The organism is Lutibacter agarilyticus, from assembly GCF_900188235.1.
Classification (GTDB): Bacteria; Bacteroidota; Bacteroidia; order Flavobacteriales; family Flavobacteriaceae; genus Lutibacter; species Lutibacter agarilyticus.
The window spans coordinates 315,508-340,568 of sequence record NZ_FZNT01000001.1 but is presented as its reverse complement, the minus strand read 5'-3'; the positions used below and the strand labels follow the sequence as shown (position 1 = coordinate 340,568).

21 protein-coding genes, 1 other RNA gene and 4 pseudogenes are annotated in these 25,061 nt (G+C 30.3%); 7 read left to right on the top strand and 19 right to left on the bottom strand.

The genetic code is table 11. From position 1 onward, the window contains the following. Nucleotides 1-59 precede the first annotated feature (59 nt). From CHB67_RS01325 to CHB67_RS01315, 3 genes and pseudogenes are all read left to right on the top strand, one after another. Nucleotides 60-350, top strand: a pseudogene (locus tag CHB67_RS01325) (recombinase family protein); the annotation flags it as partial. Between the two features lie 140 nt (nt 351-490). After that, complete coding sequence (locus CHB67_RS01320) at nt 491-967, top strand: hypothetical protein (RefSeq protein WP_089379931.1); 477 nt, start codon at nt 491-493, stop codon at nt 965-967. A gap of 143 nt (nt 968-1,110) precedes the next feature. Next, a pseudogene (locus CHB67_RS01315) lies at nt 1,111-1,434 on the top strand (ATP-binding protein); the annotation flags it as partial. On the opposite strand, the gene CHB67_RS01310 reads toward CHB67_RS01315, so the two are convergent. Continuing rightward, the gene (locus CHB67_RS01310) at nt 1,402-2,166 is read right to left on the bottom strand and encodes a TIGR02757 family protein (RefSeq protein WP_089379930.1); all 765 of its coding nucleotides are present in this window, start codon (nt 2,164-2,166) and stop codon (nt 1,402-1,404) included. The pseudogene CHB67_RS01315 and the gene CHB67_RS01310 sit on opposite strands and share 33 nt — an antisense overlap. A gap of 94 nt (nt 2,167-2,260) precedes the next feature. Between CHB67_RS01310 and CHB67_RS01305 the strand changes: the two genes are divergently transcribed. Both CHB67_RS01305 and CHB67_RS01300 read left to right on the top strand, forming a co-directional pair. Beyond that, nucleotides 2,261-2,704, top strand: a complete 444-nt coding sequence (locus tag CHB67_RS01305) for a hypothetical protein (RefSeq protein WP_089379929.1) — start codon at nt 2,261-2,263, stop codon at nt 2,702-2,704. A gap of 30 nt (nt 2,705-2,734) precedes the next feature. Further along, a pseudogene (locus CHB67_RS01300) lies at nt 2,735-3,004 on the top strand (DUF2400 family protein); the annotation flags it as partial. Here the strand turns inward: CHB67_RS01300 and CHB67_RS01295 are convergent. The 12 genes and pseudogenes from CHB67_RS01295 to CHB67_RS01240 form a co-directional block, all read right to left on the bottom strand. Next, nucleotides 2,972-3,304, bottom strand: a pseudogene (locus CHB67_RS01295) (ATP-binding protein); the annotation flags it as partial. The pseudogenes CHB67_RS01300 and CHB67_RS01295 sit on opposite strands and share 33 nt — an antisense overlap. Before the next feature lie 202 nt (nt 3,305-3,506). Then, a complete protein-coding gene (locus CHB67_RS01290; protein ID WP_089379928.1) occupies nt 3,507-4,211 on the bottom strand; it encodes a hypothetical protein in 705 nt (234 codons plus the stop codon). Between the two features lie 52 nt (nt 4,212-4,263). Then, on the bottom strand, nt 4,264-5,466 hold the full coding sequence (locus CHB67_RS01285; protein ID WP_141119665.1) for a serine hydrolase domain-containing protein: 1,203 nt from the start codon (nt 5,464-5,466) through the stop codon (nt 4,264-4,266). Between the two features lie 60 nt (nt 5,467-5,526). Then, on the bottom strand, nt 5,527-6,321 hold the full coding sequence (locus tag CHB67_RS01280; RefSeq protein WP_089379926.1) for a LytTR family DNA-binding domain-containing protein: 795 nt from the start codon (nt 6,319-6,321) through the stop codon (nt 5,527-5,529). A 390-nt stretch (nt 6,322-6,711) separates the two neighbouring features. Beyond that, nucleotides 6,712-8,010: a toxin-antitoxin system YwqK family antitoxin gene (locus CHB67_RS01275; protein ID WP_089379925.1), complete on the bottom strand. Its 1,299-nt coding sequence runs from the start codon at nt 8,008-8,010 to the stop codon at nt 6,712-6,714. Between the two features lie 165 nt (nt 8,011-8,175). Then, nucleotides 8,176-8,586 (bottom strand): hypothetical protein, encoded by a 411-nt coding sequence (locus CHB67_RS01270; protein WP_089379924.1) that lies wholly within the window; start codon nt 8,584-8,586, stop codon nt 8,176-8,178. A 237-nt stretch (nt 8,587-8,823) separates the two neighbouring features. Then, complete coding sequence (locus tag CHB67_RS01265) at nt 8,824-9,450, bottom strand: tetratricopeptide repeat protein (RefSeq protein ID WP_089379923.1); 627 nt, start codon at nt 9,448-9,450, stop codon at nt 8,824-8,826. Further along, nucleotides 9,438-10,748: a hypothetical protein gene (locus tag CHB67_RS01260; protein WP_089379922.1), complete on the bottom strand. Its 1,311-nt coding sequence runs from the start codon at nt 10,746-10,748 to the stop codon at nt 9,438-9,440. The genes CHB67_RS01265 and CHB67_RS01260 overlap by 13 nt, the downstream gene beginning before the upstream one ends. Further along, nucleotides 10,727-12,937 (bottom strand): urea transporter, encoded by a 2,211-nt coding sequence (locus CHB67_RS01255; RefSeq protein WP_089379921.1) that lies wholly within the window; start codon nt 12,935-12,937, stop codon nt 10,727-10,729. Before CHB67_RS01255 ends, CHB67_RS01260 begins: the two co-directional genes overlap by 22 nt. 9 nt (nt 12,938-12,946) lie before the next feature. Then, nucleotides 12,947-14,293, bottom strand: coding sequence for a type III PLP-dependent enzyme domain-containing protein (locus CHB67_RS01250; RefSeq protein ID WP_089380206.1), 1,347 nt, complete (start codon nt 14,291-14,293; stop codon nt 12,947-12,949). Nucleotides 14,294-14,303: 10 nt separating this feature from the next. Then, nucleotides 14,304-15,347 carry an ATP-grasp domain-containing protein gene (locus CHB67_RS01245; RefSeq protein ID WP_089379920.1) on the bottom strand — a complete coding sequence of 348 codons (1,044 nt, stop codon included), beginning with the start codon at nt 15,345-15,347 and terminating at the stop codon, nt 14,304-14,306. 2 nt (nt 15,348-15,349) lie between these two features. Then, a complete protein-coding gene (locus tag CHB67_RS01240; protein WP_089379919.1) occupies nt 15,350-15,589 on the bottom strand; it encodes a PqqD family protein in 240 nt (79 codons plus the stop codon). Between the two features lie 299 nt (nt 15,590-15,888). Here CHB67_RS01240 and CHB67_RS01235 point away from each other — a divergent pair, with 299 nt between their 5' ends. Beyond that, on the top strand, nt 15,889-16,725 hold the full coding sequence (locus CHB67_RS01235; protein ID WP_089379918.1) for a porin family protein: 837 nt from the start codon (nt 15,889-15,891) through the stop codon (nt 16,723-16,725). 90 nt (nt 16,726-16,815) lie between these two features. On the opposite strand, the gene aroQ is transcribed toward CHB67_RS01235, so the two are convergent. Continuing rightward, nucleotides 16,816-17,232 carry a type II 3-dehydroquinate dehydratase gene (gene aroQ, locus CHB67_RS01230; RefSeq protein WP_089379917.1) on the bottom strand — a complete coding sequence of 139 codons (417 nt, stop codon included), beginning with the start codon at nt 17,230-17,232 and terminating at the stop codon, nt 16,816-16,818. Between the two features lie 74 nt (nt 17,233-17,306). Then, entirely contained in the window at nt 17,307-17,930 is a 624-nt protein-coding gene (locus CHB67_RS01225; RefSeq protein ID WP_089379916.1) for a porin family protein, read from the bottom strand. A gap of 121 nt (nt 17,931-18,051) precedes the next feature. On the opposite strand from CHB67_RS01225, the gene xerD reads away from it, so the two are divergent. After that, nucleotides 18,052-18,948 (top strand): site-specific tyrosine recombinase XerD, encoded by an 897-nt coding sequence (gene xerD, locus CHB67_RS01220; RefSeq protein ID WP_089379915.1) that lies wholly within the window; start codon nt 18,052-18,054, stop codon nt 18,946-18,948. A 150-nt stretch (nt 18,949-19,098) separates the two neighbouring features. Here xerD and CHB67_RS01215 read toward each other — a convergent pair whose 3' ends face one another. The 4 genes from CHB67_RS01215 to CHB67_RS01200 all read right to left on the bottom strand — a co-directional run bounded on the left by CHB67_RS01215 (nt 19,099) and on the right by CHB67_RS01200 (nt 25,052). Next, nucleotides 19,099-22,566, bottom strand: a complete 3,468-nt coding sequence (locus CHB67_RS01215) for a hypothetical protein (RefSeq protein WP_089379914.1) — start codon at nt 22,564-22,566, stop codon at nt 19,099-19,101. A gap of 409 nt (nt 22,567-22,975) precedes the next feature. Next, on the bottom strand, nt 22,976-24,544 hold the full coding sequence (gene rny, locus CHB67_RS01210) for a ribonuclease Y (RefSeq protein ID WP_089379913.1): 1,569 nt from the start codon (nt 24,542-24,544) through the stop codon (nt 22,976-22,978). 47 nt (nt 24,545-24,591) lie between these two features. Beyond that, a non-coding RNA gene (gene ssrS / locus CHB67_RS01205) (6S RNA) lies at nt 24,592-24,699 on the bottom strand. Nucleotides 24,700-24,755: 56 nt separating this feature from the next. After that, nucleotides 24,756-25,052 (bottom strand): cell division protein ZapA, encoded by a 297-nt coding sequence (locus CHB67_RS01200; protein ID WP_089379912.1) that lies wholly within the window; start codon nt 25,050-25,052, stop codon nt 24,756-24,758. Nucleotides 25,053-25,061 lie beyond the last annotated feature (9 nt).

The window sequence follows — 25,061 nt, the reverse complement described above, 5'->3', positions numbered from 1 at the left end:
GTGACGGCATTCCCATAACTATGTCCTAGAGTTTTGGCAATAAGGTCCTTACTACAACCTATCCAACCTTTAAGATGATTGCATCTGTTCTGGGTAACGTGGCTGAGATGGAACGTAACAATATGTTGGAACGTCAGAAAGCTGGTATTGAATTGGCAAAGCTACAAGGAAAGTATAAAGGACGTTTATATGGAAGTAGCATGACCAATGAAGAATTCTTAAAGAAATATAAAAAAGTTGCTCAGGAATTAGAGGTTGCTCAATCCCTTAGAAGAGCTGCAAGGCTTGGTGGTTGTAGCCTTGGCGTTGCTCAAAAAGTTAAAAGACTGATGTTTGCACAATTTTTATAAAAGCTATCTCTACTAATAAAATAATACTAGTCTACAATAATTTTTAAAATCAATATGGCTGAACAATTTATTGGAATTGCACATTGCTTTAATGATATAATTCGTTAAATTAGCCTAAATTATTTATGAAATAAAAAGTTATGAAAATCTTAAATCCCATTTTAAAATCAAACATTTTTTTTTTAATAATTGTAGCTACAATTATTTCAATTTCTTTAAATGGATGTAGTAAGGAAGATTCTGAAACTGGAGAATTTGATAATACATTTTTATTATTGAATGACGAGATGGTTTGGTCAGGGGCTAACGCTGATAATAATCATTATTTTGATTTTAGACCTACTTTAGTTAATCCATTTGAACATTGGTTTGGAACAAATTGTGTTCAATCTAGAACGGCTTATAGTTTTCAGAGTATTGAAGTGATTACAAATTCTAAAGATAGGTTTGTAATAAGATGTACTTATTCTGAAACCAGTAATATACTATACACTTTTGTAAAATCAGGAAACGAAATTAAAGTAACTATGGTAATAAATGAAGGAAGTAATTCAATAATTGAATTGGACAACCTTATTTTAACCGACTCAGTAACAGTTAATCTAGTTAATTGTTGATTTTGAAATAATTTTATTGTAAATCTTTATTTTAGCTTGAATATTATAAAAGAATAACACCTTATCTACTACCACCTATTATACTACCGCAAGGGATGACGGTCTTGTTAGAGATTATTTAATTGACCCACACAATAAAGAATATCACAGACGTTGCATTGGTTGGAGGCGGACAATATCCACAACCTGGAGAAATTTCATTATCGCATAAAGGCGTGTTATTTTTAGATGAATTACCTAAATTTAAAAGAACCGTTTTAGAAGTCATGCAGCAACCTTTGGAAGACAGAGAAGTTACCATTTCTAGAGCACGATTTACAGTAACATACCCAAGTAGTTTTATGCTTGTAGCTAGTATGAACCCTAGTTCTAGTGGGTATTTTAATGACCCCGATGAAGAATTTCTTAAGAAATTTAAAGAGGGAAAGATGAACTTAGAAATTTTCAAAAACACCCAATCCAAATAACGCAAAATCATATTTTACAGGGTCGTTCTTATCTAATTCTCGCAAACTTGCATCCAATTCAGCTAATGCCTTAGCATCATTTTGTTTTCTATTTAAAATTCCAAGTTTACGAGCAACATTACCAGAATGTACATCTAATGGACAAGATAATACACTAGGTGATATAGATTTCCAAATTCCAAAATCTACTCCTGAATTGTCGCTTCTTATCATCCACCTTAACCACATATTCAATCTTTTTGACGCCGAACCTTTAAAAGGTTCAGACATATGCTTTGTGGTTCTAAATGGGTGTGGTAATTCAAAAAACACCTTCTTTAATTGGTGTATAGCTGGTTGAAGAGAATCATTAGTTGCATAATGGTTTAATATACTTTCTAATCCATTATGATTTGTGTAGATATGATTAATTGCTTTAATGAAATATGCTAGGTCAATACTATTAAAAGTTCTATGGACAAAACCGTCTAAAGAATCTAAATGATGCTCTTTATGATTCATCACAAAATCGTAGGGAGAATTCCCCATAAGCTCCATCATCTTATCCGCATTCTTAATTATCATTTTTCTATTACCCCAAGCAATAGTCGAGGTTAAAAATCCTGATATTTCAATATCTTCTTTTAAAGAATAGCGATGAGGTATCTGTATAGGGTCACTTTCAATAAAGTTAGGGTTATTATATTGATTGACTTTTTGGTCTAAAAATTCTTTAAGTTCGGTTTTTATCATAAATACTTAATATCTATTTGATTTGCTAATTTAATTCTATTTTAAATATCTTATGATTTATCTTTACATTATAAATAATTAAAGTAAAATTGTTATGAGTGAAAATTTTGAATTTGATGATGTTAAAAAAGTTAGAAAATCTTTATTAATAATATCTGTAGTGGGTATTATCTTAAAAAAGTTAATAAAATATTCAACTGGTAATATTGAGTTTCTAGGGTTTTCAATTCCATTTGGGGAAGCTGATTTTTTAACCCACCTTGTTAGTTTTATTATTGTCTTTTATATTTTCGCTTTTGTAATAAGAACAGCTAGTGATAAATTTCCAAATTATTATATAAAATCATTACAGAAGTATGATATAAGTTTTGCTTTAAAAAGTTTTAGTGATTTATCAATTGATACTGAATCAAAAAATAAAGTGGAAAATAAGTTAAGGAAAATTAGTAAAGTAATAAAAATATTTACCACGATATTAGATTTTGCATTCCCTATAGGCTTGGCTGTATTTAGTTTAGTTGTAATTTATTGCAATTGAACATAGAAATATTATGCTACCTTTATTATACGAGTTAATATGTTTTTACGTTGGATGGTTAGAAATGACAATACAGGCGTTGATTTTGGTATTTGGAGAAGCCTTTGCCCTGCACTACTTTCTTGTCCTTTAGATGTACATTCTGGAAATGTTGCCCGAAAATTAGGTTTACTAACACGCAAACAAAATGATGCCAAAGCATTAGCTGAATTAGATACTTCTTTAAGAAAAATGGATAAAAATGATCCTGTAAAATACGATTTTGCGTTATTTGGATTGGGTGTTTTTGAAAATTTCTAAGTTCATCCTTACCTGTTTATATTTCTTAAGGAATTCTTCATCGGGGTCATTAAAATAAATACTTGGGCTTGGATTCATACAAGTTACCAACATTAAACTGCTAAGACAATTAACTGTAATATTTGCCCTTGAAATAGTAACTTCTCTATCTTCCAAAGGTTGGCGCATAACTTCTAAAACAGTGCGATTAAATTCTGGTAATTCATCTAAAAACAGAACACCGTTATGCGATAATGAAATTTCTCTAGGCTGAGGATATTGCCCACCACCAACCAGGGCCACATCTGAAATTGTGTGATGGTTAAATCAAGTATGGTGATAAAAATTCCTAGCTATGAGCAAATTATCGACCCCTAATGAGTTTACATACTTTACGGGATAGTGTCGTTAATATATTCAAATCAAAATTTTATGTATTATTAGTTCTCCATTCTCAACGCAATATTTTCATTTTCTAGCTTTCTCAACTTCTACTTAATTCTTTATTTTCCATAGGTAGTTATTAATTTTGTGGAAACTGGTGAATTCTTATAAAATTTCTTGAAACTATGCTATCAGTATTTAATAATTTTAATTTTAAAGTATTCTCATCAAAATCAATTATCCAAAAATCTCTTTCAAATTGTTCTCCATACGGTATTAATTCAACTTCTGGTTTATGCCCATGTACATTATAAACACCATGAACTTTACCATTTTCTGTCCCAATTACAAAGCGTTTATCCCATCTAAAAAAAAGATAATCATTAGTTCCCATTGAAGTCGAGAAATAATTATCCGTTCCAACTGACTCATCCAATTTCCATAATCCAAGTAGTTTATCCCCTGATGTAGTAGGAAGCTGGATGATTCTTTCTAATTTAACTATAACAATCAGTCCTTCTTCCATTCTTTCCCAAATCATTTCATTGTTAGACATTTTTACTTTAAAAGGCTCATTAAGGTCATCTAAACCATTTTCATTAATAACGGTTAATTCATGATTGTCTGGTTCTAAACTCCACTCCCCAGTTGAATGTTGAAACCACCCATTACCTGATTCCTGTGTAAAGTCAGAGTTAAATCTCATCCATCTTCCATTTGGGGTCATTTCTTCTTCTCCAACTGTTACAGATTTAACAATCCATAGCCCCTCTATTGTTGGGTTATTTTCACAACTGAATAAAAATGTAATTCCTAATAGTACTAATAAATAATTTTTGTTCATTATATTTTTTCTAGTTATTTTGGTTAAATTAAACTATTATTTTGAAAATAGTTCAATCGTTTTTTTTATCAATTAATATATTTATAATCTTTTGTGACAGTTGCATTTCCTGAGTTCGATTTCCGACATTACTTAAGAAGCTTATTACGTACTCTCCTTTATTTATATTAATAAGCATTGCTTTATATCCATCTGTACTGCCACCATGTATGATGTATTTTTTGTTAATTCCCAAATTACCGAATTCATTATTACTTTCTTTATTGAATACTACCCACCCATAACCATAGCCAACGATATTTGAAATTTGAGAAAGATGATTCTGTTGCATTAATTGCAAAGAGTTTTTCTTTAGATAACCTGGGTTATCCATAACCTGTGCCCATCTGTTAAGGTCAGAAGCTGTTGAAAATATCCTTCTCCCTAAGCTGAAATCAATGAACGGATTTTGATACCATTCCTGAGTAACTTCATCAAATAAATAAGCCTTCGCCAGTTCATTAATTGAAACTTCATTCTTACTCTCAGAAATTGTGTTTTTTAATCCCAATGGCTTGGTCAGTTTTAGTTTAAGAATCTCTGCAAAAGGTTTTTTGTAGGTTTCCTCGAGAATTATTGCCAGTAAATGATAGGCAAAGTTACTGTAATAAAATTGTTTACCAGGTTCACTTAACGGCTCAATCTTACTAATAAAATTAATATATTCCTCGTTAGAGAATCTAAACCTCTTAAATTTTAGAAAATTATTTAATTTAAGCTCTTCAGGTAGTCTATTATAATCGGGTAGTCCCGAACTGTGACTGAGAAGGTGATGTATGGTGATTTCAGGATGAAAGCTGCCTTCAAAAGAATAATTGGATAACAGCGCAACAAGTTTGTTATTCAAATGAAGCTTATCTTCTTCAACTGCTTTTAAAATCAAAGCGGCTATCATTGATTTATTAAGTGAGGCTATATCAAATTTAACATTTTTTTGAATAGGTATATTCCAAGTTCTGTCTGCTATACCTAAGTAATTCTCATAAATGGTCTCACCATATTTGGAAATCACTATTCCACCATGGAAAAGCTCTTGTTTATAATTGCTTTTTATAAGTGAGTCAATTTTTTGTGCTTGCTTTTCATTGTTTTGTAAAGATGCATCTGATTTCTCTGAGTAGCAACCTATGATAAGGCACAAACAAAAAACAGCTAATAATATTTTCTTTAATTTCTTCGTGGTATTCATTTTTGCAAATATTAAGATTGTAATCACATTAATCGTGTTTTCAAGGGGTTTTGTGATGAAACCAGGCAATGAGGGATGAAATGCTAGTTACGAAAGAAAAGAATCTTTATATTGTTTAGAAATAGGTATAATAGCAGAACCAATTTCAACATGTAATTTTGCTTTTGATTGCTTTATGCTTCGAATATTTAATCTATTTACTAAATAACTTCTATGGCTTCTTTCTATTTCTGGAATAGTTTTTAACTCCAATTCTAATACCTTAAGCCGTTTTCTAATAAGATGTTTATTGGATTTATTCTTTGTTAAGAAGACAACAGAAATATAATTCCCCAAAGATTCAGCATACAAAAAATCTCGTTTTCTAATTTTTAAATTGTCTTTCCCGTTTTCAGATTGAAATAATAAGTAATTTTCTTCCTGGCTCCTTGATTTTATAATTGATTTTAGACCTAAATAGAAAAATAATGGAAATATCATCATTAGTGGAAATTCTATTATAATAAGTAAATAGGATTCCATATTTAATTCTTGCCAATTCCAAAAGAAATTGAACAGAATAAAAATTAATTGACTCCCAAGAAAAATTAAACCTGCATACCATATAAATGAATATCCAAAACCTGTAACACTCAGTTTTGGTTTTAATATTATTTCAAAAATGGTTAAATATGTGAATGTCAATAAACCAAAACTAATACATCTGAAAAGCAGTGAATGCCCTGAATACGACAATCCTTTTTGAATACCATATGCATTAAAAATGTATAGAAAGTAAAATATAGAAAAACCCGATATAAAACTAAAAATAAGTGGTAAGAATTTAAAATAATACTTATCATCAGAAAGTTTATTAATAATTGTTCTAAAAAGCCCTATCATAAAGTCTAAATGTTTAGGTTTTACTCATTTAAAAAAACAAGTTGGCTAAATATAGGAAAATTGAGAGAAAAAAAATATTAATAAATAAACTCATCAACATTAAATGAAGATGAGTCTTACTTATTAGCGGGAGCTGGACTCGAACCAAGCATTTTTGAATTATCAATAATAGTTTATCATACAGTACTTACTAAAACTTTAGACAGAATTGATAATGTTTAATTAACCCCCACATTATACACTATTACATCTGAAATTGTGTGATGGTTAAATCAAGTATGGTGATAAAAATTCCTAGCTATGAGCAAATTATCGACCCCTAATGAGTTTACATACTTTACGGGATAGTGTCTGATAGGGACTTAGAAACTTGATTTAGTAGATAGTGTCCTAATTTTTAAGCATTCCATTTTCCCAAGTTTCCTTTTTCTCAATAATGCCATCTTTATTATAAAATACTTGGAGTCCATTTTTTTTACCATTTGTGTAATTCCCTTCCTTCATTAATTGACCATTCTGATGCCACACTTTAATTAGTCCATCTGGTTCTCCATTTTTAAATAAGGCTTCTTGTTGTAATTGGCCATTGTAAAACCAATCTCTATATAAACCTTCTAATATACCCTCTATTAAGTTTACTTCTTGTTTTAATTGACCATTGTCATACCATTCCCTATTAACACCTTCTGCTTGCCCTTCTTTAAATAGCTGTTCCTTACTTAGCTTTCCATTTTCATACCAAAATCTACTAATTCCTTCTGGCTTTTCCATCTTAAATAACTGTTCCGATTTTTGCTTTCCATTTTCATACCATTCTCTATATACACCATCACGGACACCATTTATCAAGTTCACTTCTTGTTCTAATTGACCATTTTCATACCATATCCTACTTATTCCTTCTGGCTTACCATTTTTAAATAGACGCTCCGTTTTTTGTTGTCCATTTTCATGCCATTCTCTGGCTATCCCCTCCTGAACACCATCTAATAAATTCGATTCTCGCTCTAATTGACCATTTTTATACCACCTAGTCCATTGTCCCTCTAATTTACCGTTCATATAGTTTCCTTCCATCAATTTCTGACCGTTATCATGCCATAATGTTGATAATCCTTCCAATTTATCATCTTTGAAATTTGCCTCTTCTTGAAGTTGACCATTTTCATACCAATTTCTAAACAATCCTTCCTTACTGCCGTCTTTAAATCGTTGTTCCGATTTTTGCCGTCCATTTTTATACCATTCTTTACCCAACCCGTCCTGTTTGTCTTCTTTAAAATTTCCTTCTACTTTTAATTGCCCATTTTCATACCATTCACTAAATAATCCTTCCCTGACACCTGCTATTGAGTTGAATTCCTTTTCTAATTGGCCATTTTCAAACCACATCCTACTTATTCCATCAGGCTGTCCTTCTTTAAAATTAATTTTCATTTCCAATTTTCCATTTTCATTCCAAAATTTAGTTACTCCTTCTGCCTTACCTTCTTTACAATTTACCTCTGATCTTATTTTTTTTCCAGTAATATCATAAGTATTAACTTTACCAGTTATGAGAGTCGTGTCCTTTTTTTTATAAAATAAATCGTTCATTTCCATCACTTCTTCTGCGTTGTACACTAGTTCTGTTTGCCCTTTACAAACAAAAGAAAAAGTGAAAATTATGAGTACAATTAGTTGTTTCATATTTTAATCTTTTAAATTAATTAACATTAAATATTATTTATTTCACCAACTACCCCGTCACCTGAAATCATATGGTGGTAGTTGTAAAAAACCACATACTAAAACAATTGGTTAGACAATGCTATTAGTGTAATTTTCGGCTAATATAAGTTCTTAAATAGGTAACTATTCACTTTTTATGAAATCGGATAAGATATTGTAATCCATAGATTTACTTCCAGTTGTTTCTTTTTGCTTTCGCCAATTACTCCATGCGTGTCCTTCAATAAGTGGATAGTAATTCACCAACGTATAGTTAAACTTAAAATCAACAAATTGGGTGGAGTTTTGATAATTCGTCTGCAATTTACCATCTTCATATGAAATTTGAGTATTCATATAATAAAGAGAATGGAGCTTTTCATTGCTAGATTGACTATAGGTAGCTTCATTGGGATTTGAAGAAATCACTAGATATTCATTAAACAGATTTTTTTTCTCTTGTGCAACTCCCCTATAAGTCCAAATTAATAGAAATACAGAAACTAATAATAAAGGAAACACCCCTGATGCTAGGTTTTTTTTAGGTAAAATCATGATTTATATTTTTTAGTTAGTTCGTACAATATACGGAAATAGTTGAACGCTAATGGAAATGTCTTGAAATAGGATTCATTTAATCTAGAAAGTGATTGATACAACCAACAAATGCATCATCCATTACAGTAGTAAAATAGGTGGTAGTTATAATACGGTTAACGTTCCAAGCAGAAGCATTCAAATTATTCAACTTCAATGAGTTTATAAATAGGGTTTTGAAAATTAAAATGGACACTATTCCGTCAATAACAATCCGTTTTTAGCTTCAACATCATTAGGTTTGTTCAACAAGGCTTTTTGAAATAGCATTTTGGCTTCTTTCTTTTTTCCTAATTGTAAATTACACCAAGCATACATATACAAGCCATCATAATCAAAAGGATATAAATCTGTCATTCGTTTAAAATAAGTTAAAGCCTTATCGTACTGTTTTCTATTGTAGTAAATAGTTCCTAAATAATAGAGCGCTTTGGTATTGTTACTAGAATTTTCTAAGATTTGGGAATAAACAGAAATTACCTCATCCCAACGTCCTAAAGCCGAAAGTGGAAATACATAGCCAAATTTTGGTTCTTCAGCAAAAGGCATTAATGCAATAGATTTTTGATAAAATGCAATAGATTCGTTAAAATTTCCTGCCATATAATTTAACCAACCGAGCCTTAAATTAGACTCGTATGCTTGTTCTTTATAAACCTCTTTAATTTTATTAGCAGCTTCTTTAAAATCTCCACTTGCCTCTAATTGATAGCTTTCATTAAAAGCTTCCTGAACTTCAGCAAAATTGTGTTGACTAAAACTAATATTGCAAAATAGCAATGCTAAAAAACTAAAAAATAAATTTCTTTTTACTGTCTCCATGTAACTCCTAGTATTAAATTTTGTTGTTTGTATTGAAATGAATTTAGCTCGTCTAAATCAGATACACTGTAATCTTTCATGTTCATCAATGAATACCCTAATTTCAATTCAAATTTATTTAAATAAACTTGAACAATAGCTCCAAATTCACTTTCTGTTTTGGCTAATTGATTATACACAACAGATCCATTATTTGAAATATAATTTTGAATCTCTCCAACTGTAGCAAAACCCGTTAATGAAATTTTCTTGGTATTTATTGCCACTCCTCCAGAGTATACCATTCTATTATCGGAATATGAATCAAGACTTTCGCTTACATATTGAAATGACCCAAACGGAACAATTAAAGTATTTGCAAGAGGATACAAAGAAATAGAATAGCCTGTTTGCAATTGATTCAATCCATTTAAATTTGAATATGAAACATTTATACTATTTCTAAAATAAGTACTAGATTTTGAGATTACACCTCCAAAAACTACATCTGAATAGTTTACTTTATCGGTAAATTTTAAGGAGTTTCCAGTTGTTATGCCTGAAGTTAAATCGTCAAAATTTCCAAATAAAAGCACCGCATAAGCATCTAAATACCAACGTTTCCCTAAAGCAAAAGTAGCATTGGCATAATACCTTGTTTCGGTACCTTTGTAAAATACATTGGTAGTTTCACCTAAATTATTTTCTTGATAAACTAATTTTCGTGGCATTATGGTAAGGCGATGGTAAAAATTAGTGTTATTAGAAAATCGGTGATTTAAACCCACGGTAATTATTTGATGATTATCCAAAAAATAACGATAATTTGTAGTTTCATTATTATTGTTATTAGTCAACATTTCATTGTAATTACTATTTGAAGTGGCAACTACACCAACATCAACTGCTGAAATAAATTTCAATTCTAAACCAATTTTTTTCTGAAGAGAAACGTCCATTTTTTTATAAAACACATCCGATTCTAAAAATAAACCCGAATATCTATAAGCCCAGTATAAATAATCTTGCACAACAACATCAAATTTATTTAAATTATAGGCTTCTTCTAACAATTTTACAGCCAATAAATAACGACCCGTTTTAAAATTGGCAATTCCCATTCTCACTTTTAAATAATAAAAATCTGTTCCCTTTTTTTTATAATTTTTGCCTTCTGTAAGTAAGGTTTTCCAATCTTTCTTTACAAATAAATCATACGTTAAACTATCTATAGTTTTGTATGAATCTTTGGTTTCCTGAGATTTTACTGAAGCAATTATTAGTAACAAAACCAATATCAATCCTGCTTTTTTGCCCATTTTAAATGAATTTTATTTTTATTTGGTTGCTTACAAATACAACTTATTTCTTTGTTTTTAGCAATAGTTATTTCTGCTGAAAACAGTTTTTTGTTATTATTTCCTGTAATTACCGAATTTAGTTCTGCTTCTTTTTGGTTGAATAACATCTCGCTTTTTTTATAGTTCAACTGATACTTTCCTTTTAAAAAAATACCGAAAGGCACTAAAAAATCTTGAACTATTCTTATTGAAGAATTATACAAATGATGGATAGGAAAACGTGAGTTAATGGTTAACTCGGTTTGTTCAGTAAACACAACTTTGTACAACGATTTGTAAAAAATTGCCAAAGGACTTTTTTGTGAACCTATGTAATTTACAATATCAAACGTTTTATTGTTATTTATGTAGTATAATTTTGCACCTGTTTTTTTACAAACTAAAAATGACTGATTGTAAATATCTATCTTACTTTCTATCTCATACAATTTTACTTCTGACTTTTCATTTTGAATTTCAATGGTAAATTCATCTCCCGGATTCCATCTGAAAGCATCAAAAAGCAAAGTAGATGCATTGATATTTGAAACGGCACAATTTTCTAAAGGAATTCCTTTTTGAATATAATCTTGTTTTCCTGTTTCATTTTCAACAATAAAATCTTCCAAAGGATAAAACAGTGCTGGACTACCAATTTTTGAAGAAGCTTGCAATTGAAAATGAAGATGTGGATACGGAGATCTACCAGAATTTCCACATTTACCAAGTTCCTGACCTTCATAAACGCTTTCACCAACAACTACTTTAATAGAGTTTTTTTGTAAATGACTTAACTTTGAATATAAATATGTATTGTGCTTTATAACAACGGTATTTCCCCAATTTTGCTTTGTATTTGCAATCCCTATTTCATTATCTTCAACAGTGTTAACAACTGCTACAACAACGCCTTCCGCAGGAGAAATTACGGGTTTCCCAAAGCAATAATAATCACTTACAACAAAACCATCATTCAAAAATTCAAGCTTTGTGTGTTCATCTTTAATTATAAAATCCCACGCAAATTGATAAAAACCTTTATGTGTATAAGCACCGTTATGCCCTTGATTAATAAACCATTTACCCATAAAAGGTAAACGTATGGAATTTACAAACGCCGCATATTCTTTATTAGATTGACTGTCGAATAAATAGGCATTTGTTTCTGGATTTCTTTGTTGAATATAGGTTAAATTAGGTGGTTTTGTTTGATCGAATCTTATTTTAAAAGCATACAAAATACCTATCAACACAAGATTAAACGGTAATGAAAACACCGATAATTCAAATAATGCAAAAAGACGATCGCTACCAATGGTTACTACAACTAACACCGGAATTAAAAAAATACTCCATAACAATGATTGCCTTGAGGGAATTAAAAAATAACCTCCAATTGCAATTGCTGAAAGTATAAAGTTAAATCCGTAATAGGTATAATTTAACGATCCTGTGTACAACCCTAGGAATGAATAAAACCAATAGGCAACAAAAAAACCAATTAATGAAAACAAAAAATGAACTCTTGAATGCACTAATAAACCAATGGCTATTAAAATCCCTGCCAAAATATTAAACTGAAAAAAAATGGCACCTAACGATAAAAAATAAGTTCCAAATGAAGTGTCTAAAAATATGTTGTCTAACAAATTCATAAAGATTACCAAAGGGTTCCCTCCAATTTTATAGAACATATTAGAAGGAAATAAAGCTTCTGAATTTAAATCGATATTTGTAAAAGCAGGAAACGATAACATTAACACCCAAATAGCAACTAAAAAGGGTAAACTTAAAAATGGGAGTCCATATTTAGCAAAAACACCTATTAAAATAACGGTGATAAAAAAAGCCAACGCACTACCAATTACCAATAAAAATAAAACTTCGAGCCCGGGAGAAAAATAAGTCCCAATTCCTAAACCAACCAATAACGAGTTAAAACTAAACAACCCCTTTTGAATAGTTGCTTCATCATATTCAAAAATTTTAGCTAAGCTTATAGCAATAATAATGGCTGTTAATCCGCAAACTCCAGTCCACCAATCCAAAAAACTAACCAACAAAAGAATTCCCGCAAATAGTTTACTATCAGAAAAAAATACCTGAGCATAACTTTTTAAAATTGCTTTCCAAATGAAGGTGCTATTATTGTTGAATTTTATGTTCATACTAAATTTTTACTGTAAATGTTTTGGAATTTCTTCTTGCTGCCTAAATACTTCTTTGTCTTCTTTTTTTCGAATTACATGAACTTCTTTATTAGCATCAATCATTACAATATTTGGACGATATGTAATAAACTGCATCCATTGTGTCATGGTGTACGCACCAACACGTTTAATTACAAAACGATCATCTTTATTTAGTAGTGGGAAATTAATATTTTTTCTAATTACATCAATATTCATACACAAAGGACCATAAATTGTGGTTAGTTCAGATTGAAAACTTGTTTCGTGCAATGGGTAAATTTCATAATCGTACCAAAAAGCAGTAAACATTAAATTAATTCCTGCATCAATAACCATTGCTCTTCTTCCGTCAGCCAATCTTTTATTTGCTAAAACGGTACCTGCCAACCAACCTGCCTCATCAATCATAGCTCTACCTGTTTCCAAAATAAGTGTTGGAAATTCATTATTTGGAAAAGAAGCCTCATTCATTGCTGAAGTTATTGCGTGCGCATAATCATCAAAACTTGGACACGTATCTGTTGCTGGCATATAAGCACCTTGCAAAGTGTTTTGTGAAGCAAAACCACCACCAACATCAATATAACTAATGGTAGTCTCAAATCTGTCGTAGGTTTTATTTGCTAGATCTGCTAATTTTTGAATGGCAATAGTATACGCTTTTGAAGTACTTATATAGGTTCCAACGTGTACGTGTAAACCTATTAAATCTATTAAGCCACTGCTTAAAATTCTGTTAATAGCATTCCAAGCTTCCCCATTTTCATAATTAAATCCAAAACGATCCCACTGCGGAATAATTCCGGTATCCATATTTACTCTAATAGCAACCTGTGGTTGTTTATCTAGTTCTTTTCGTAATTCTAAAATGGTATTTAATTCGTCAAAATGATCAATATGAATTAGCGAATTATTGTTGATTGCCAATTTTAAATCTTCCTTACTTTTATCTGGACCATTAAAAATAATTTTATTTCCTGGGATATTATTATCAATCGCTTTTTCGTATTCAAACCCTGAAACTACCTCAGCCCAAGCGCCTTCTTGATGAAAAACTCTACAAACAGCATCTAAATAATTTGTTTTATAAGACCAAGCAAACTGCACTTTTGGATAGCGCGTAGCAAATGCTCTATAAGCGCTTCTATACGTATCTCTTATGGTGTTTTCAGAAATAATAAAAACAGGAGATCCATAGGTATCAATTATTGAATCTATTTCAACACCATCAATTTCACTAATTGGTCTTAACCGTTTTAAACTACCAAATTTATTAGGTATTCCTTCTACTACTTTTCGAAGAATTGGACGTTCGTATATTTTTTTACTCATCTCATTTATTTTATAATTCACCAAACACTATTATTTTTTCAAAATCGGATATGTCTCCAATCAAATCCCAAGAATACCGAATAAACATTTTTCCTGTTTTATATGCTGTTACGGGTTCAACTTTTTCACCCAAAGCTAATTTGCAAAGCATTTCAGGTAAATTTTGACCAGCACCAACCGCCAAATAAACCCAAGCTGGTATACGAGGATTAATTTCTATTAAATAATATTCACCATCATCGGTTTTAATCATTTCAAGTTCTAATGCGCCACGCCATTTTGTTTTTTTAATAATGTCATGCGTAATTTCAAGTAAACGTTCATCGCTTATGGTAATTCCGCCCCAAGCCTTGCCTTTGTCTGTAATATATTGCTTACGCATAGGCACTGCTGAAACCGTGTTTCCTTCACCATCACCTAACGCAATTACATTAACTTCTGTTCCTTGAATTGCTTGTTGAACAACAACAGGCAACCCCCATTTTGCGGATAATTTATTGAAATAATATTGTGATTGTGCCAAATTAGAAACTTTGAAAGCTTCGTAAAACTTACCTTTTATATAATAAGGATAGCTTAACGGTTTAGGCAAATTCTCTAATTCTTTAATATTTACCAAAGGTTTACTTTCAGGAACTGTAATATTATAGTTGCTAGCATACTCCGGTAAATTATCTTTATGACGTTCTTCAAACTGTTCTAATGTAGGTAGAAACGTATGAATACCCATTTGCTTTAACTTGTCGTTGAATTTTATAAACAAAAACAATTCAGAATCGAAATTTGGAATTACAATATCTAAGTTTTCTTTTTCATGAACATAGGCTAAACGTTCTAAAAAAGCTTCACTTCCTGTGGAAGGAAAAGGCATTAAGTAAGACTTATCTACTAGGCCGGGCATATAAATTCCAGGTTCTAAGTTTTCATAAGCCAAGCCTATAATTTTAATATCCATTCCACTCTTTTTTAGCGCTCTTATAACCGGAACACCAGGACCAGGGCTATCAATATTATTCAAACCCGTTACTGCTATGGTTAATTTTTTATTTTCCATAACTAGTCGGTCATATTTTCTTTTTTCAGAAAATCTAAAAATTCATATAAATCCTTCCCTGCAGTTAAGTTGTCTACCTCAAAATCTTGAATTATTTCTTGAATAATTTCATCGGCTTTTTTACCTGATTTAAGTAACTGAATAATAAACAGGCCAATTTCATTGGTTATAAAAGATTCTCCTGTGGAAGGTTTAAATATAAAACCATTGTCGCTAATGGCTAAAGCGTTTAATTTGCTCATAAAAATTAAATTAAAGTGGCACATGTTGAACATTTCAACATACTATCAAATTTCAACAATAATTTTAATATGATGCAATACCTAAGTTACATAACAAACACTTAATTGCTCTAATATTTTGAGGTTGATTAAAAACTTAATTTTAAGATATGAACATTTACAATTTGATTTGAGTTATTTAATTTAATGAAATTTGAATGTTATTAAAAAAATAAAACACCTTTTCCTCTTAATAGCTATCTTTCCATTCATAAAATTTTTATATTTGATAGACTAACCTATTTGAAAAATAATTTAATATGAAAAATTTAAACAAAATTTTAGTGGTATTTTTTTTGTTAGCTAATGTTTTTAGCTATGCACAAACCAACAAATACGGTATTCGTGCCGGTGTAGGAATCCCTAATTTAAAAAGTACCGATAACAATATTTACAGTAAAGATTATAAGTCTGTTACTGGTTTTGACGGAAGTCTTTTTGCGGATTTTGGTATCACAGAACAATTTTCAATCAAGGCTGAATTAGGCTTTTTAAGAAAAGGAGGAGAACGCAATGGTTGGCAACCGATCCCTCCAACAACTTTACCGCCTGAATTAGTTGCATTTTTACCTGCTGGTAAACCTGTTTATGCAGAATTTGATAACAAAGCTGTTTTTTCTTATTTAGAAATACCAATTTTAGCAAAATACGAATGGGATTTAGGGGAAACTTGGGGGGTTTATGTAAATGGTGGTCCGTATATTGATTTTATGTTAAGCCCGAAACAAGTTACCAGTGGAACAAGCTCTCTATATTATGATGAAGGAAAACAAGCTCCTGTGCAAGTTCGTGCTAATCCCCAAGATCCTCCAGCTGATTGGTTTTTGGTAGACCTTCCTCCTGTTGATTTAACTGCTGAAACAGATATTAGTAAAGATTTAGGTACTATTGATTTTGGAGCTATGTTTGGTGTAGGTGTTACAGCAGCCATTAGTAAACACAGTGAACTATTATTAGACATTAGAGGCTCTTATGGGTTAATACCTTTACAAAATGATAAAGACATCTACGGAACTGTACATATGGGAAATCTGTCGTTTGCTGTAGGTTATGCTTATACATTTGAAAGTAAAGTACAAAAACCTATTAAAGACTAAACATCTGTATTTTATAAACTAAAAAAGGGTTGAAATAGTAATTTCAACCCTTTTTTTGTGCTTCATATTTCTTTAATCAAAAAAGCTGTCTTATCGAAAACTTTCTAAAGCTAGTTCATAACTTTGCAATCCAAAACCTGCAATTACTCCCTTTGCATTTGGAGCAATGTATGATGTATGTCTAAAATCTTCACGTGAATGCACGTTTGAAATGTGTACCTCAACAACAGGAGTTTCAATACCTTTAATAGCATCTCCAATAGCAACTGATGTATGTGTATATGCCCCTGCATTTAATATAACACCATCAAAATTAAAACCTACTTCGTGCAATTTATCAATTAATTCACCTTCAATATTACTTTGAAAATAAACAAGATCAGTATCGGCATATTTCTTTTTTAACGATTCAAAAAACTCTTCAAAAGTTAAACTTCCATAAATTGTAGGTTCACGTCTACCCAATAAATTTAAATTAGGTCCGTTTAAAATCAATATTTTTTTCATTTTGTAAAAGTAATTAATTTTAAGCAAAAAAAAAGGAGGCAAATTGCTTCCTTTCTTAAATATTTATAGATTTATTAATTAAAGTAGTATCCTACTGTTAATTGAAAAACACTGTTTCTTTTACCATAATCATAGTACCAATATCCTGGTGGTGGGTTTCTATTATAACCCTTCCAAATATTTGTTAAACCTCCAACATAACGTGCATTTAAATTGAATCCATTGTCAAATTTATAACCAAAACCAACTAAAAAGTCAAAAGATGCATTTGTTAAATTATCTCTTAAGTCTCCGTTATTAATAGTATCATCAGCAGTTTTTGCAGATAATAAAAATCCTACTTGTGGACCAACTTCAAAAGATGCTCCTTCACTAAAATAATATTTAAATACAAGAGGTATGTTTAAATAATCTAATTTATAATTATCTTCTGCTATACTTTCACCATTTATTATTCCTCCATCATAATGAAACCCTTGACTTGAGTACATAATTTCTGGCTGAACAGCGGTGCTTGGTGATGTTTCAAATTCTGCAACTAAACCAAAGTCATATGCTGTTCTAAATCTAAGTCCTCTGGGAGTATCTCCCATAATAGAAGCAAAATTAACACCAGCTTTTATTCCAATCTCTGCTTGACCCTGAACACTTACCATTGTAAAAACAACAATAAATACTGTTAAAATAATTTTTTTCATAATTTAATTTATTATTTAAAATGCAAACAAATATAATTTAATTTTTCAAAAAAATACTTTTTGTATTTATATTTTTAAAATATCTTTAAACATATTACTTACATAGTATTACTTTTACAATATGAAATGGAAAAATGCTTTAAATGATTATCAACTATATTTAAAAATTGAAAAAGGCTTAGCTAAAAACTCAATTGAAAGTTATTGTGCTGATGTAAAAAAATTAATTATTTATTTAGAAGAAGAAAAAATAGCCATTACTCCTCTTTCTATTTCAAATGATGATATACAACAATTTATTTATTCCGTTTCAAAAGATTTAAATGCGCGCTCACAGGCACGTTTAATTTCTGGCTTGCGAAACTTTTTTGATTATTTAATTTTTGAAGACTACAGAAAAGAAAACCCTACCGATTTAATTGAATCACCAAAAATTGGGAGAAAATTACCAGATACGCTTTCTTTAGAAGAAATAGATATATTAATTAGTGCTATTGATTTAAGTGCACCACAAGGTGAACGTAACAGAACTATTTTAGAAACTTTATACAGTTGCGGTTTACGTGTTTCAGAATTAATTAACCTTCAACTCTCCGATTTATTTTTTGAAGAAGGTTTTATTAGAGTAATTGGAAAAGGAAACAAGCAACGTTTTGTACCTATTAATATTCAAACTGAAAAATATATTCAATTTTATGTGAAGGATATACGCTCACATATTGCTGTTAAAAAGGGATTTGAAGATACCTTATTTTTAAACCGAAGAGGTCAAAAATTATCAAGAGTCATGATTTTTACCATTGTTAAAAATTTAACTGAAAAATCTGGAATTCAGAAAAAAATTAGTCCGCACACCTTTCGTCATTCATTTGCCACACATTTATTAGAGCGTGGAGCCGATTTAAGAGCTATACAACAAATGCTTGGTCATGAAAGCATTACTACTACTGAAATTTATATGCACGTAGATAAAAGCTTTTTAAAAGAAGTTATCAATACATTTCATCCTAGAAAATAGCTTTTAATAAAAAAACTGTCTGAAGATTAACTAAAAACCGTCATTCTGAATTTATTTCAGAATCTCTCCTAGTTGATTACCAATTATTCAGAGAACCTGAAACAAGTTCAGGTTGACGAAAAGTTTAATTTTCAGACAGTCTTATTTAATTTATTTTCTATATAAAGGATCTGCTCCAATAGTACCTTCTAATTCTTTTATATATGAATCAGTAGTTACTTTTTTATACAACTCTATTACTCTATTTAGTTTATTTAATAAATCTAATTCCGCAACTATAATTGAATTGTTATCGTCCTTAATAAAGTTCTCTAAATAAGAAATTTGTTTTTGGTAGAATTTAATATCTTTTTGTTGTTTTATAAGTAAACGCTCTTTATACCACTCACTATTTAACACATAATCTCTATCAAAATAAGCTCTTAATGAAGGATCACTAATTTCTTTACCTTCATAAGTACCATACGCCATAATGTGTAATAATATTTTTAAAGGTGGAATAGCAGCATCTAAACTACCATCTTCAAAATAACGAAGTGCTACTTTTTGCTGAGCTTCAACAACATTATCAATTCCATCAACAAAATCTTCTAAACCTTGTAATTCAGGTTTTAACATTTTTTCGTTAAATACTGCATTTGGTTCATCAAATAATCTGTTTAAACATCTTAATGAGAAGTTACTTGTAATTCTATATCCTAATCGACTTGCTAAAACCTTTTTACCTTCAAACTCAAAGTCTTCTAATTTTTCTAATGAACCATTTTCAATTAATAATTTTGGATCTCTATCATTAGGCTCTAAGCGTGCCCAAATTTCAGGAATTAACAAACTAATATCGTGATCAACTTTATTTTCTGCACCCACATAACCAGCCGCTGTACTAAACGCATTTGATTCCGTTAAAATATGTGATAACAATGCATTGTTTAAATCGGTTGTAGGTGTAAGCATATTAAAAGGACCTTTTGTTAAAGCTCCTTCTGAACCTGCTCCTGTAGTTGATGGAGATTTACCTGTAAGACTACAAATAAAGTCCATAAACAACTCTGGAGTTTCTTGGTAATGAATTGGGTTGTAAACTGCCAACGGACGAATACCTGCTTCTTTATCAACTGGGTTATTTCTTCTACCTGGCAATACTGCGTTAACTACATTAATAACCGGGTCTTCAGATTTAATTTTTCTGTATAAACGTACTCCAATATCTCCTAAATAACTATCTTCAGTTTCATCAATAAAAATGTTACGCTCTAAATAACGTGGGTTTTTAGTTGGTTCACCATTTACAATTCTAGTGTGAGATGGTAATGAAAAATACTCTTCTTCATTAGGACTCTCAACAACACTTAAAATAAGGTCTTTTACTGGTTGAGTATATTTATCAAAATTAATAGTGTCTTCATAAATTTCAATAGCATCCTTTTTTGTTAAAAGCTCGTAGTTAGTTAAATAAACATTGTCTGAAACTAAATCACGTTCAGCACCTTCATCATAACCTCTTACAATTGCTTCATCTGGTCTTTGGAATAAATGGCTTTCACAATTGGCTACCACTTTTAAACTCTTATTTTTAAACTCAGGATTTAAGTTTTTAAATTGGTTTCTAGGCAATGTAATTGAAGCCGAAATATCATCTTCTAATTGAATTTTTTGACTCGCAGAGAAATCTGATCTTAATTTATTTAACAGCCAGCTTCCTTCTTGATTAAAACCAATACGTACATAACTTCCAACAACATCAGTCTTAAAATATTTAAGTCCAGTTCCTTTTTGCCCGTTCACAATTTCAACAGACATGCAGTCTTTCCAGTTTAAAGATTCGTGATCTTGACGGTATAAACGTTTTACAAATAAAACTAAAGATCGAATATGCACCGGAATTGAACTTACAAACTCATTAAATTCATTTGAATTATTTGGTGAAGGCGTTAATAATTTAACTGCAGAACCTAATGTTCTTCTTTTATCTAAAAACGTTCTTGAAGGTGGTAAAGTTGAATCGTAATTTTTCCAACGTTTAGAATAGTTAAACTCAATAATTTCATCTGCTTTTTTGAAATCTTCATCAATATCTATAATATTAAATGGGCTATAAGTAATCGCATTTAACATTGATTTTGAAATTTCAGATTTTCCTCCACCTGAAACGGTACAAGGCTTGTGACAAAAAATACCTTCAGGAGATGTATTTACAATTCTCCATAAAGAAACTGCTATATGCTTTTCTAATTTAAATTTATTACCCGTTGGATGGATGTATGTTTTAAGCGGAGATAATATTAATTTTTGCTCCTTATTATTATGTGTCCAAGTAATACTATTTGTGTTGGTATTTATATACGCATTTTCTGGTATATAAATTAAATTTGGGTACTTTTTATCAACTGCATAATTAGCAGGATTTATTTCAATTCTATCACCTAATAATTCTTTTACTTCTGCAAAAGTAAAACGGTTTCCAAATTTCCCTGAAAAAGCAGTACCATCAACAATATCTCCCATTACACCTCTTGGAAATGCAATAGCACCACCTGCGTGTTCTTCTTCAACTAAACCAAATAAATTAGCAGAGTAACTTATTTGTGTTTTAATTTCTTTTTTTGAATATCCAAAATAATTATCAGCAATTAAAGTGACAACTACTCCTCTATCATCTCTACAAGTAACTTTAAAGGCTCCACCATCATTATAAAGTTCGTCCTCACTTTTCCAACACATTCCATCATGCTTTTGTCTGTCTGTAGCAGCATCGAAATGAGGCAAACCAATGTCTTTTTTCTTCAGTAGTTTTAATTGAGGAGCTAGAATAATACAACCTGTATGACCTGTCCAATGTTCAGGATCTAAAGCAGCATCATTATGAGCCAAATTAGGATCTCCTGCATTACCAAATATAGATTCTACAAAATCTAAATTACTTACCAAACTACCTGGCGCAAAAAAGCGAACTTCTAAACTCTTTTTTGAAATGACCCCTTTTACCTCAGGACAAACCATTGGACGCATTAATAAAGATACCATCACTTTTGCTTTATCAGCTTGATTAGCAGTAAAAGGCAATGTTTTTAATTCTTCTGAAGGATTAAGAGCTGCGTTTAAGAAATGAGCAAATGCTATTTTGGGTACTTCTATTTTATCCAACGGTACAGGTAAATCTCCCTCAACAATATGAAAAGTTCCTTTAGTGGTTCTTTTATCATTTATTGGATTGTTTAAAATACCCTGTTTTATTCTGTGTGATGTAATATTTTCACTTACAAAAGAAGTTCCGTTAGGTGGTAAACTAATTTCTCTTGCATGTCCTTTTTGATTTAATATTAAAGTATCATTTGGCAATGCATAACTTTTACTAAATTCAATATCCTTTAAATAATCATTTATAAAATCTTGAATTCTCGAATCTGCAGGAGAAAGATATTTTGAAAGTAATCTAGATTTTTCTCTAAACCCTTTTGTAAAAGCCCCTGTTAACTGTTGAAGTTTAGGGTTACAAAATTTCTCGGTAGCATCTTCTTTGTCTTGAAAAAGTGGTTGGCCTAAAGAAGCTAATTGAAGATTTATATACTGTACTGTATCTTTTCTGTTTTGACTTGTTTTTACCTGATTTGAACTCATTGTTTAATATTTATGTTGTTCTTAAAACTTTTAATAAAGTAATAAGGAAGTTTTTCAAATTTATTAATTAAATTAAACTGGTTAACCAATTTAATAAGACGGAAAATTAAACAATTATTGTCACATATTTATAAAATCATTCATCATAATTTAAAATAAACAGGTTTGAAAGTTTAATTTTCATTAGAAATATAAACTTAATTGATTTATTTATGAGAATTATGTAACAAATCAAAGAAAAAATAGAATAATTCCAATTTTAAAAGTAAATAAACATTATTTAATAATATGTTTAAATATTAACTGAATTAAAATTTAAGGACTATTTTATCTGATTATCAATATTGGCATAAAAAAAATCTCACAGAAGTGAGATTTTTAAAATACGTATTGTTTATAATTTTCTGTATTATTTGGCAATATTAACAGCTCTTGTTTCACGAATTACAGTAATTCTAACTTGACCAGGGTAAGTCATATCATTTTGAATTTTTTGAGAAATATTGAAAGATAATTCAGATGCTTTTGCATCGTTTACCTTTTCACTTTCAACAATTACACGTAATTCTCTACCCGCTTGTATAGCATAGGCTTTTTGTACACCTTGAAAACCAAAAGCTATATCTTCTAAATCTTTTAAACGTTGAATATAGGAATCTAACACTTGGCGACGTGCACCTGGTCTTGCTCCTGAAATAGCATCACAAACTTGTATAATTGGAGCTATTAATGTTTTCATTTCAATTTCATCGTGGTGTGCTCCAATAGCATTACAAATTTCTGGGTTTTCATTATATTTTTGAGCCCATTCCATACCTAATAAAGCATGTGGAAGTTCACTTTCTGTTTCAGGCACTTTTCCAATATCGTGTAATAAGCCGGCTCTTTTTGCAAGTTTTGCGTTTAAACCAAGTTCAGCAGCCATTAAACCACATAAGTTTGCTACTTCACGTGAATGTTGTAATAAATTTTGTCCATAAGAAGAACGATATTTCATTCGTCCAATTGTTTTAATTAACTCAGGGTGTAAACCATGAATTCCTAAATCAATCACTGTACGCTTACCAACTTCAATAATTTCTTGTTGTAATTGCTTTTCAGTTTTTTTAACAACCTCTTCAATACGAGCTGGGTGTATACGTCCATCTGTTACTAATTTATGTAATGATAAACGTGCAATTTCTCTACGAACAGGATCAAAGCAAGATAAAATAATGGCTTCAGGAGTATCATCAACAATTATTTCAACACCGGTTGCAGATTCTAAAGCGCGAATGTTACGACCTTCACGACCAATAATTCGGCCTTTAACATCATCAGATTCAATGTTAAAGACAGACACACAGTTTTCAACTGTTTGCTCTACTCCTACACGTTGAATGGTATTTAAAATAACTTTACGTGCTTCTTGTTGTGCTGTTAATTTTGCTTCTTCAATCGTATCTTGAATAACTGCCATTGCATCAGATTTAGCTTCATCTTTTAAAGATTTTACCAATTCTGTTTTAGCATCTTCTGCAGATAAACCAGAAATCACTTCCAAGTTTTCAACTTGTTTTCTATGCAATTTGTCAACTTCGTCAGTTCTTCGCTCTAAATAATCTAGCTTTTTGTCATTTTCACTAATCTTCGCAACTAATTCATTATTCAATTTCTTATTCTTATCCAGTTCTTGTGAAACCTGAGATTCTTTATCGCGAATACGTTTCTCTGCGTCAGCAATTTTTTTATCTCTTGAAATAATTACTTTTTCGTGTTCCGATTTTAATTCAATAAATCGTTCTTTTGCTTGTAAAATTTTGTCTTTTTTTAAAGCTTCAGCTTCTACTGTTGCTTCTCTAAGTATTGTGGTTGCTTCTTTCCTTGTATTTCTTATAATTTTAGTTGCCTTATTTTTTTCAACAACTTTTGCAATAATTAACCCTATTATTAATCCTATTGCGATACCAGCAATTACTGGCATTATATATTCTACCATATTTCAAATTTAGATATAAAAAAACCTACATTAGAAAGGTTTTATGTAAACTCCTTATAAACAAGTTTAGGATTAACTAATTGATCAAGGATCCGTTCAAAGACGGCTTGCTTTTACAATTAAGACTCATCCTTTATAAAGATATAGTGTTGAGTTTAACAAACAATAACTAATGTAGGCAGTATTATTAATTAATATTATTTTAAAGAACTTATTTGTTTATGTGCTCATCAATTATAGCACATAATTTATTCATTTTTTTGGTTGCTTCAGAAATATCTTGATCTTTATTAATAGCATTAATTTCAATTAATGATGCAAATTGCAAAGCACACATGGCCAAAACATCTTGTTTATCACTAACTGCATAATTCTTTTCGAATTTAGTAACTAAATCATTAATATTTTTTGCTGCTTTACGCATTCCTTCTTCTTCATTTATACTATTTACTTTAATAGGATATACGCGTCCAGCAATTGTTACTTTTATTTTTAAAGATTCTGCCATTTTAAAGAA

What these genes read in the sequence shown, in the direction of transcription:
- CHB67_RS01320 (WP_089379931.1), top strand. Translation starts at nt 491, where the DNA reads ATGAAAATCTTAAATCCCATTTTAAAATCAAACATTTTTTTTTTAATA.
- CHB67_RS01310 (WP_089379930.1), bottom strand. Translation starts at nt 2,166, where the DNA reads ATGATAAAAACCGAACTTAAAGAATTTTTAGACCAAAAAGTCAATCAA.
- CHB67_RS01305 (WP_089379929.1), top strand. Translation starts at nt 2,261, where the DNA reads ATGAGTGAAAATTTTGAATTTGATGATGTTAAAAAAGTTAGAAAATCT.
- CHB67_RS01290 (WP_089379928.1), bottom strand. Translation starts at nt 4,211, where the DNA reads ATGAACAAAAATTATTTATTAGTACTATTAGGAATTACATTTTTATTC.
- CHB67_RS01280 (WP_089379926.1), bottom strand. Translation starts at nt 6,321, where the DNA reads ATGATAGGGCTTTTTAGAACAATTATTAATAAACTTTCTGATGATAAG.
- CHB67_RS01275 (WP_089379925.1), bottom strand. Translation starts at nt 8,010, where the DNA reads ATGAAACAACTAATTGTACTCATAATTTTCACTTTTTCTTTTGTTTGT.
- CHB67_RS01270 (WP_089379924.1), bottom strand. Translation starts at nt 8,586, where the DNA reads ATGATTTTACCTAAAAAAAACCTAGCATCAGGGGTGTTTCCTTTATTA.
- CHB67_RS01265 (WP_089379923.1), bottom strand. Translation starts at nt 9,450, where the DNA reads ATGGAGACAGTAAAAAGAAATTTATTTTTTAGTTTTTTAGCATTGCTA.
- CHB67_RS01260 (WP_089379922.1), bottom strand. Translation starts at nt 10,748, where the DNA reads ATGGGCAAAAAAGCAGGATTGATATTGGTTTTGTTACTAATAATTGCT.
- CHB67_RS01255 (WP_089379921.1), bottom strand. Translation starts at nt 12,937, where the DNA reads ATGAACATAAAATTCAACAATAATAGCACCTTCATTTGGAAAGCAATT.
- CHB67_RS01250 (WP_089380206.1), bottom strand. Translation starts at nt 14,293, where the DNA reads ATGAGTAAAAAAATATACGAACGTCCAATTCTTCGAAAAGTAGTAGAA.
- CHB67_RS01245 (WP_089379920.1), bottom strand. Translation starts at nt 15,347, where the DNA reads ATGGAAAATAAAAAATTAACCATAGCAGTAACGGGTTTGAATAATATT.
- CHB67_RS01240 (WP_089379919.1), bottom strand. Translation starts at nt 15,589, where the DNA reads ATGAGCAAATTAAACGCTTTAGCCATTAGCGACAATGGTTTTATATTT.
- CHB67_RS01235 (WP_089379918.1), top strand. Translation starts at nt 15,889, where the DNA reads ATGAAAAATTTAAACAAAATTTTAGTGGTATTTTTTTTGTTAGCTAAT.
- aroQ (WP_089379917.1), bottom strand. Translation starts at nt 17,232, where the DNA reads ATGAAAAAAATATTGATTTTAAACGGACCTAATTTAAATTTATTGGGT.
- CHB67_RS01225 (WP_089379916.1), bottom strand. Translation starts at nt 17,930, where the DNA reads ATGAAAAAAATTATTTTAACAGTATTTATTGTTGTTTTTACAATGGTA.
- xerD (WP_089379915.1), top strand. Translation starts at nt 18,052, where the DNA reads ATGAAATGGAAAAATGCTTTAAATGATTATCAACTATATTTAAAAATT.
- CHB67_RS01215 (WP_089379914.1), bottom strand. Translation starts at nt 22,566, where the DNA reads ATGAGTTCAAATCAGGTAAAAACAAGTCAAAACAGAAAAGATACAGTA.
- rny (WP_089379913.1), bottom strand. Translation starts at nt 24,544, where the DNA reads ATGGTAGAATATATAATGCCAGTAATTGCTGGTATCGCAATAGGATTA.
- CHB67_RS01200 (WP_089379912.1), bottom strand. Translation starts at nt 25,052, where the DNA reads ATGGCAGAATCTTTAAAAATAAAAGTAACAATTGCTGGACGCGTATAT.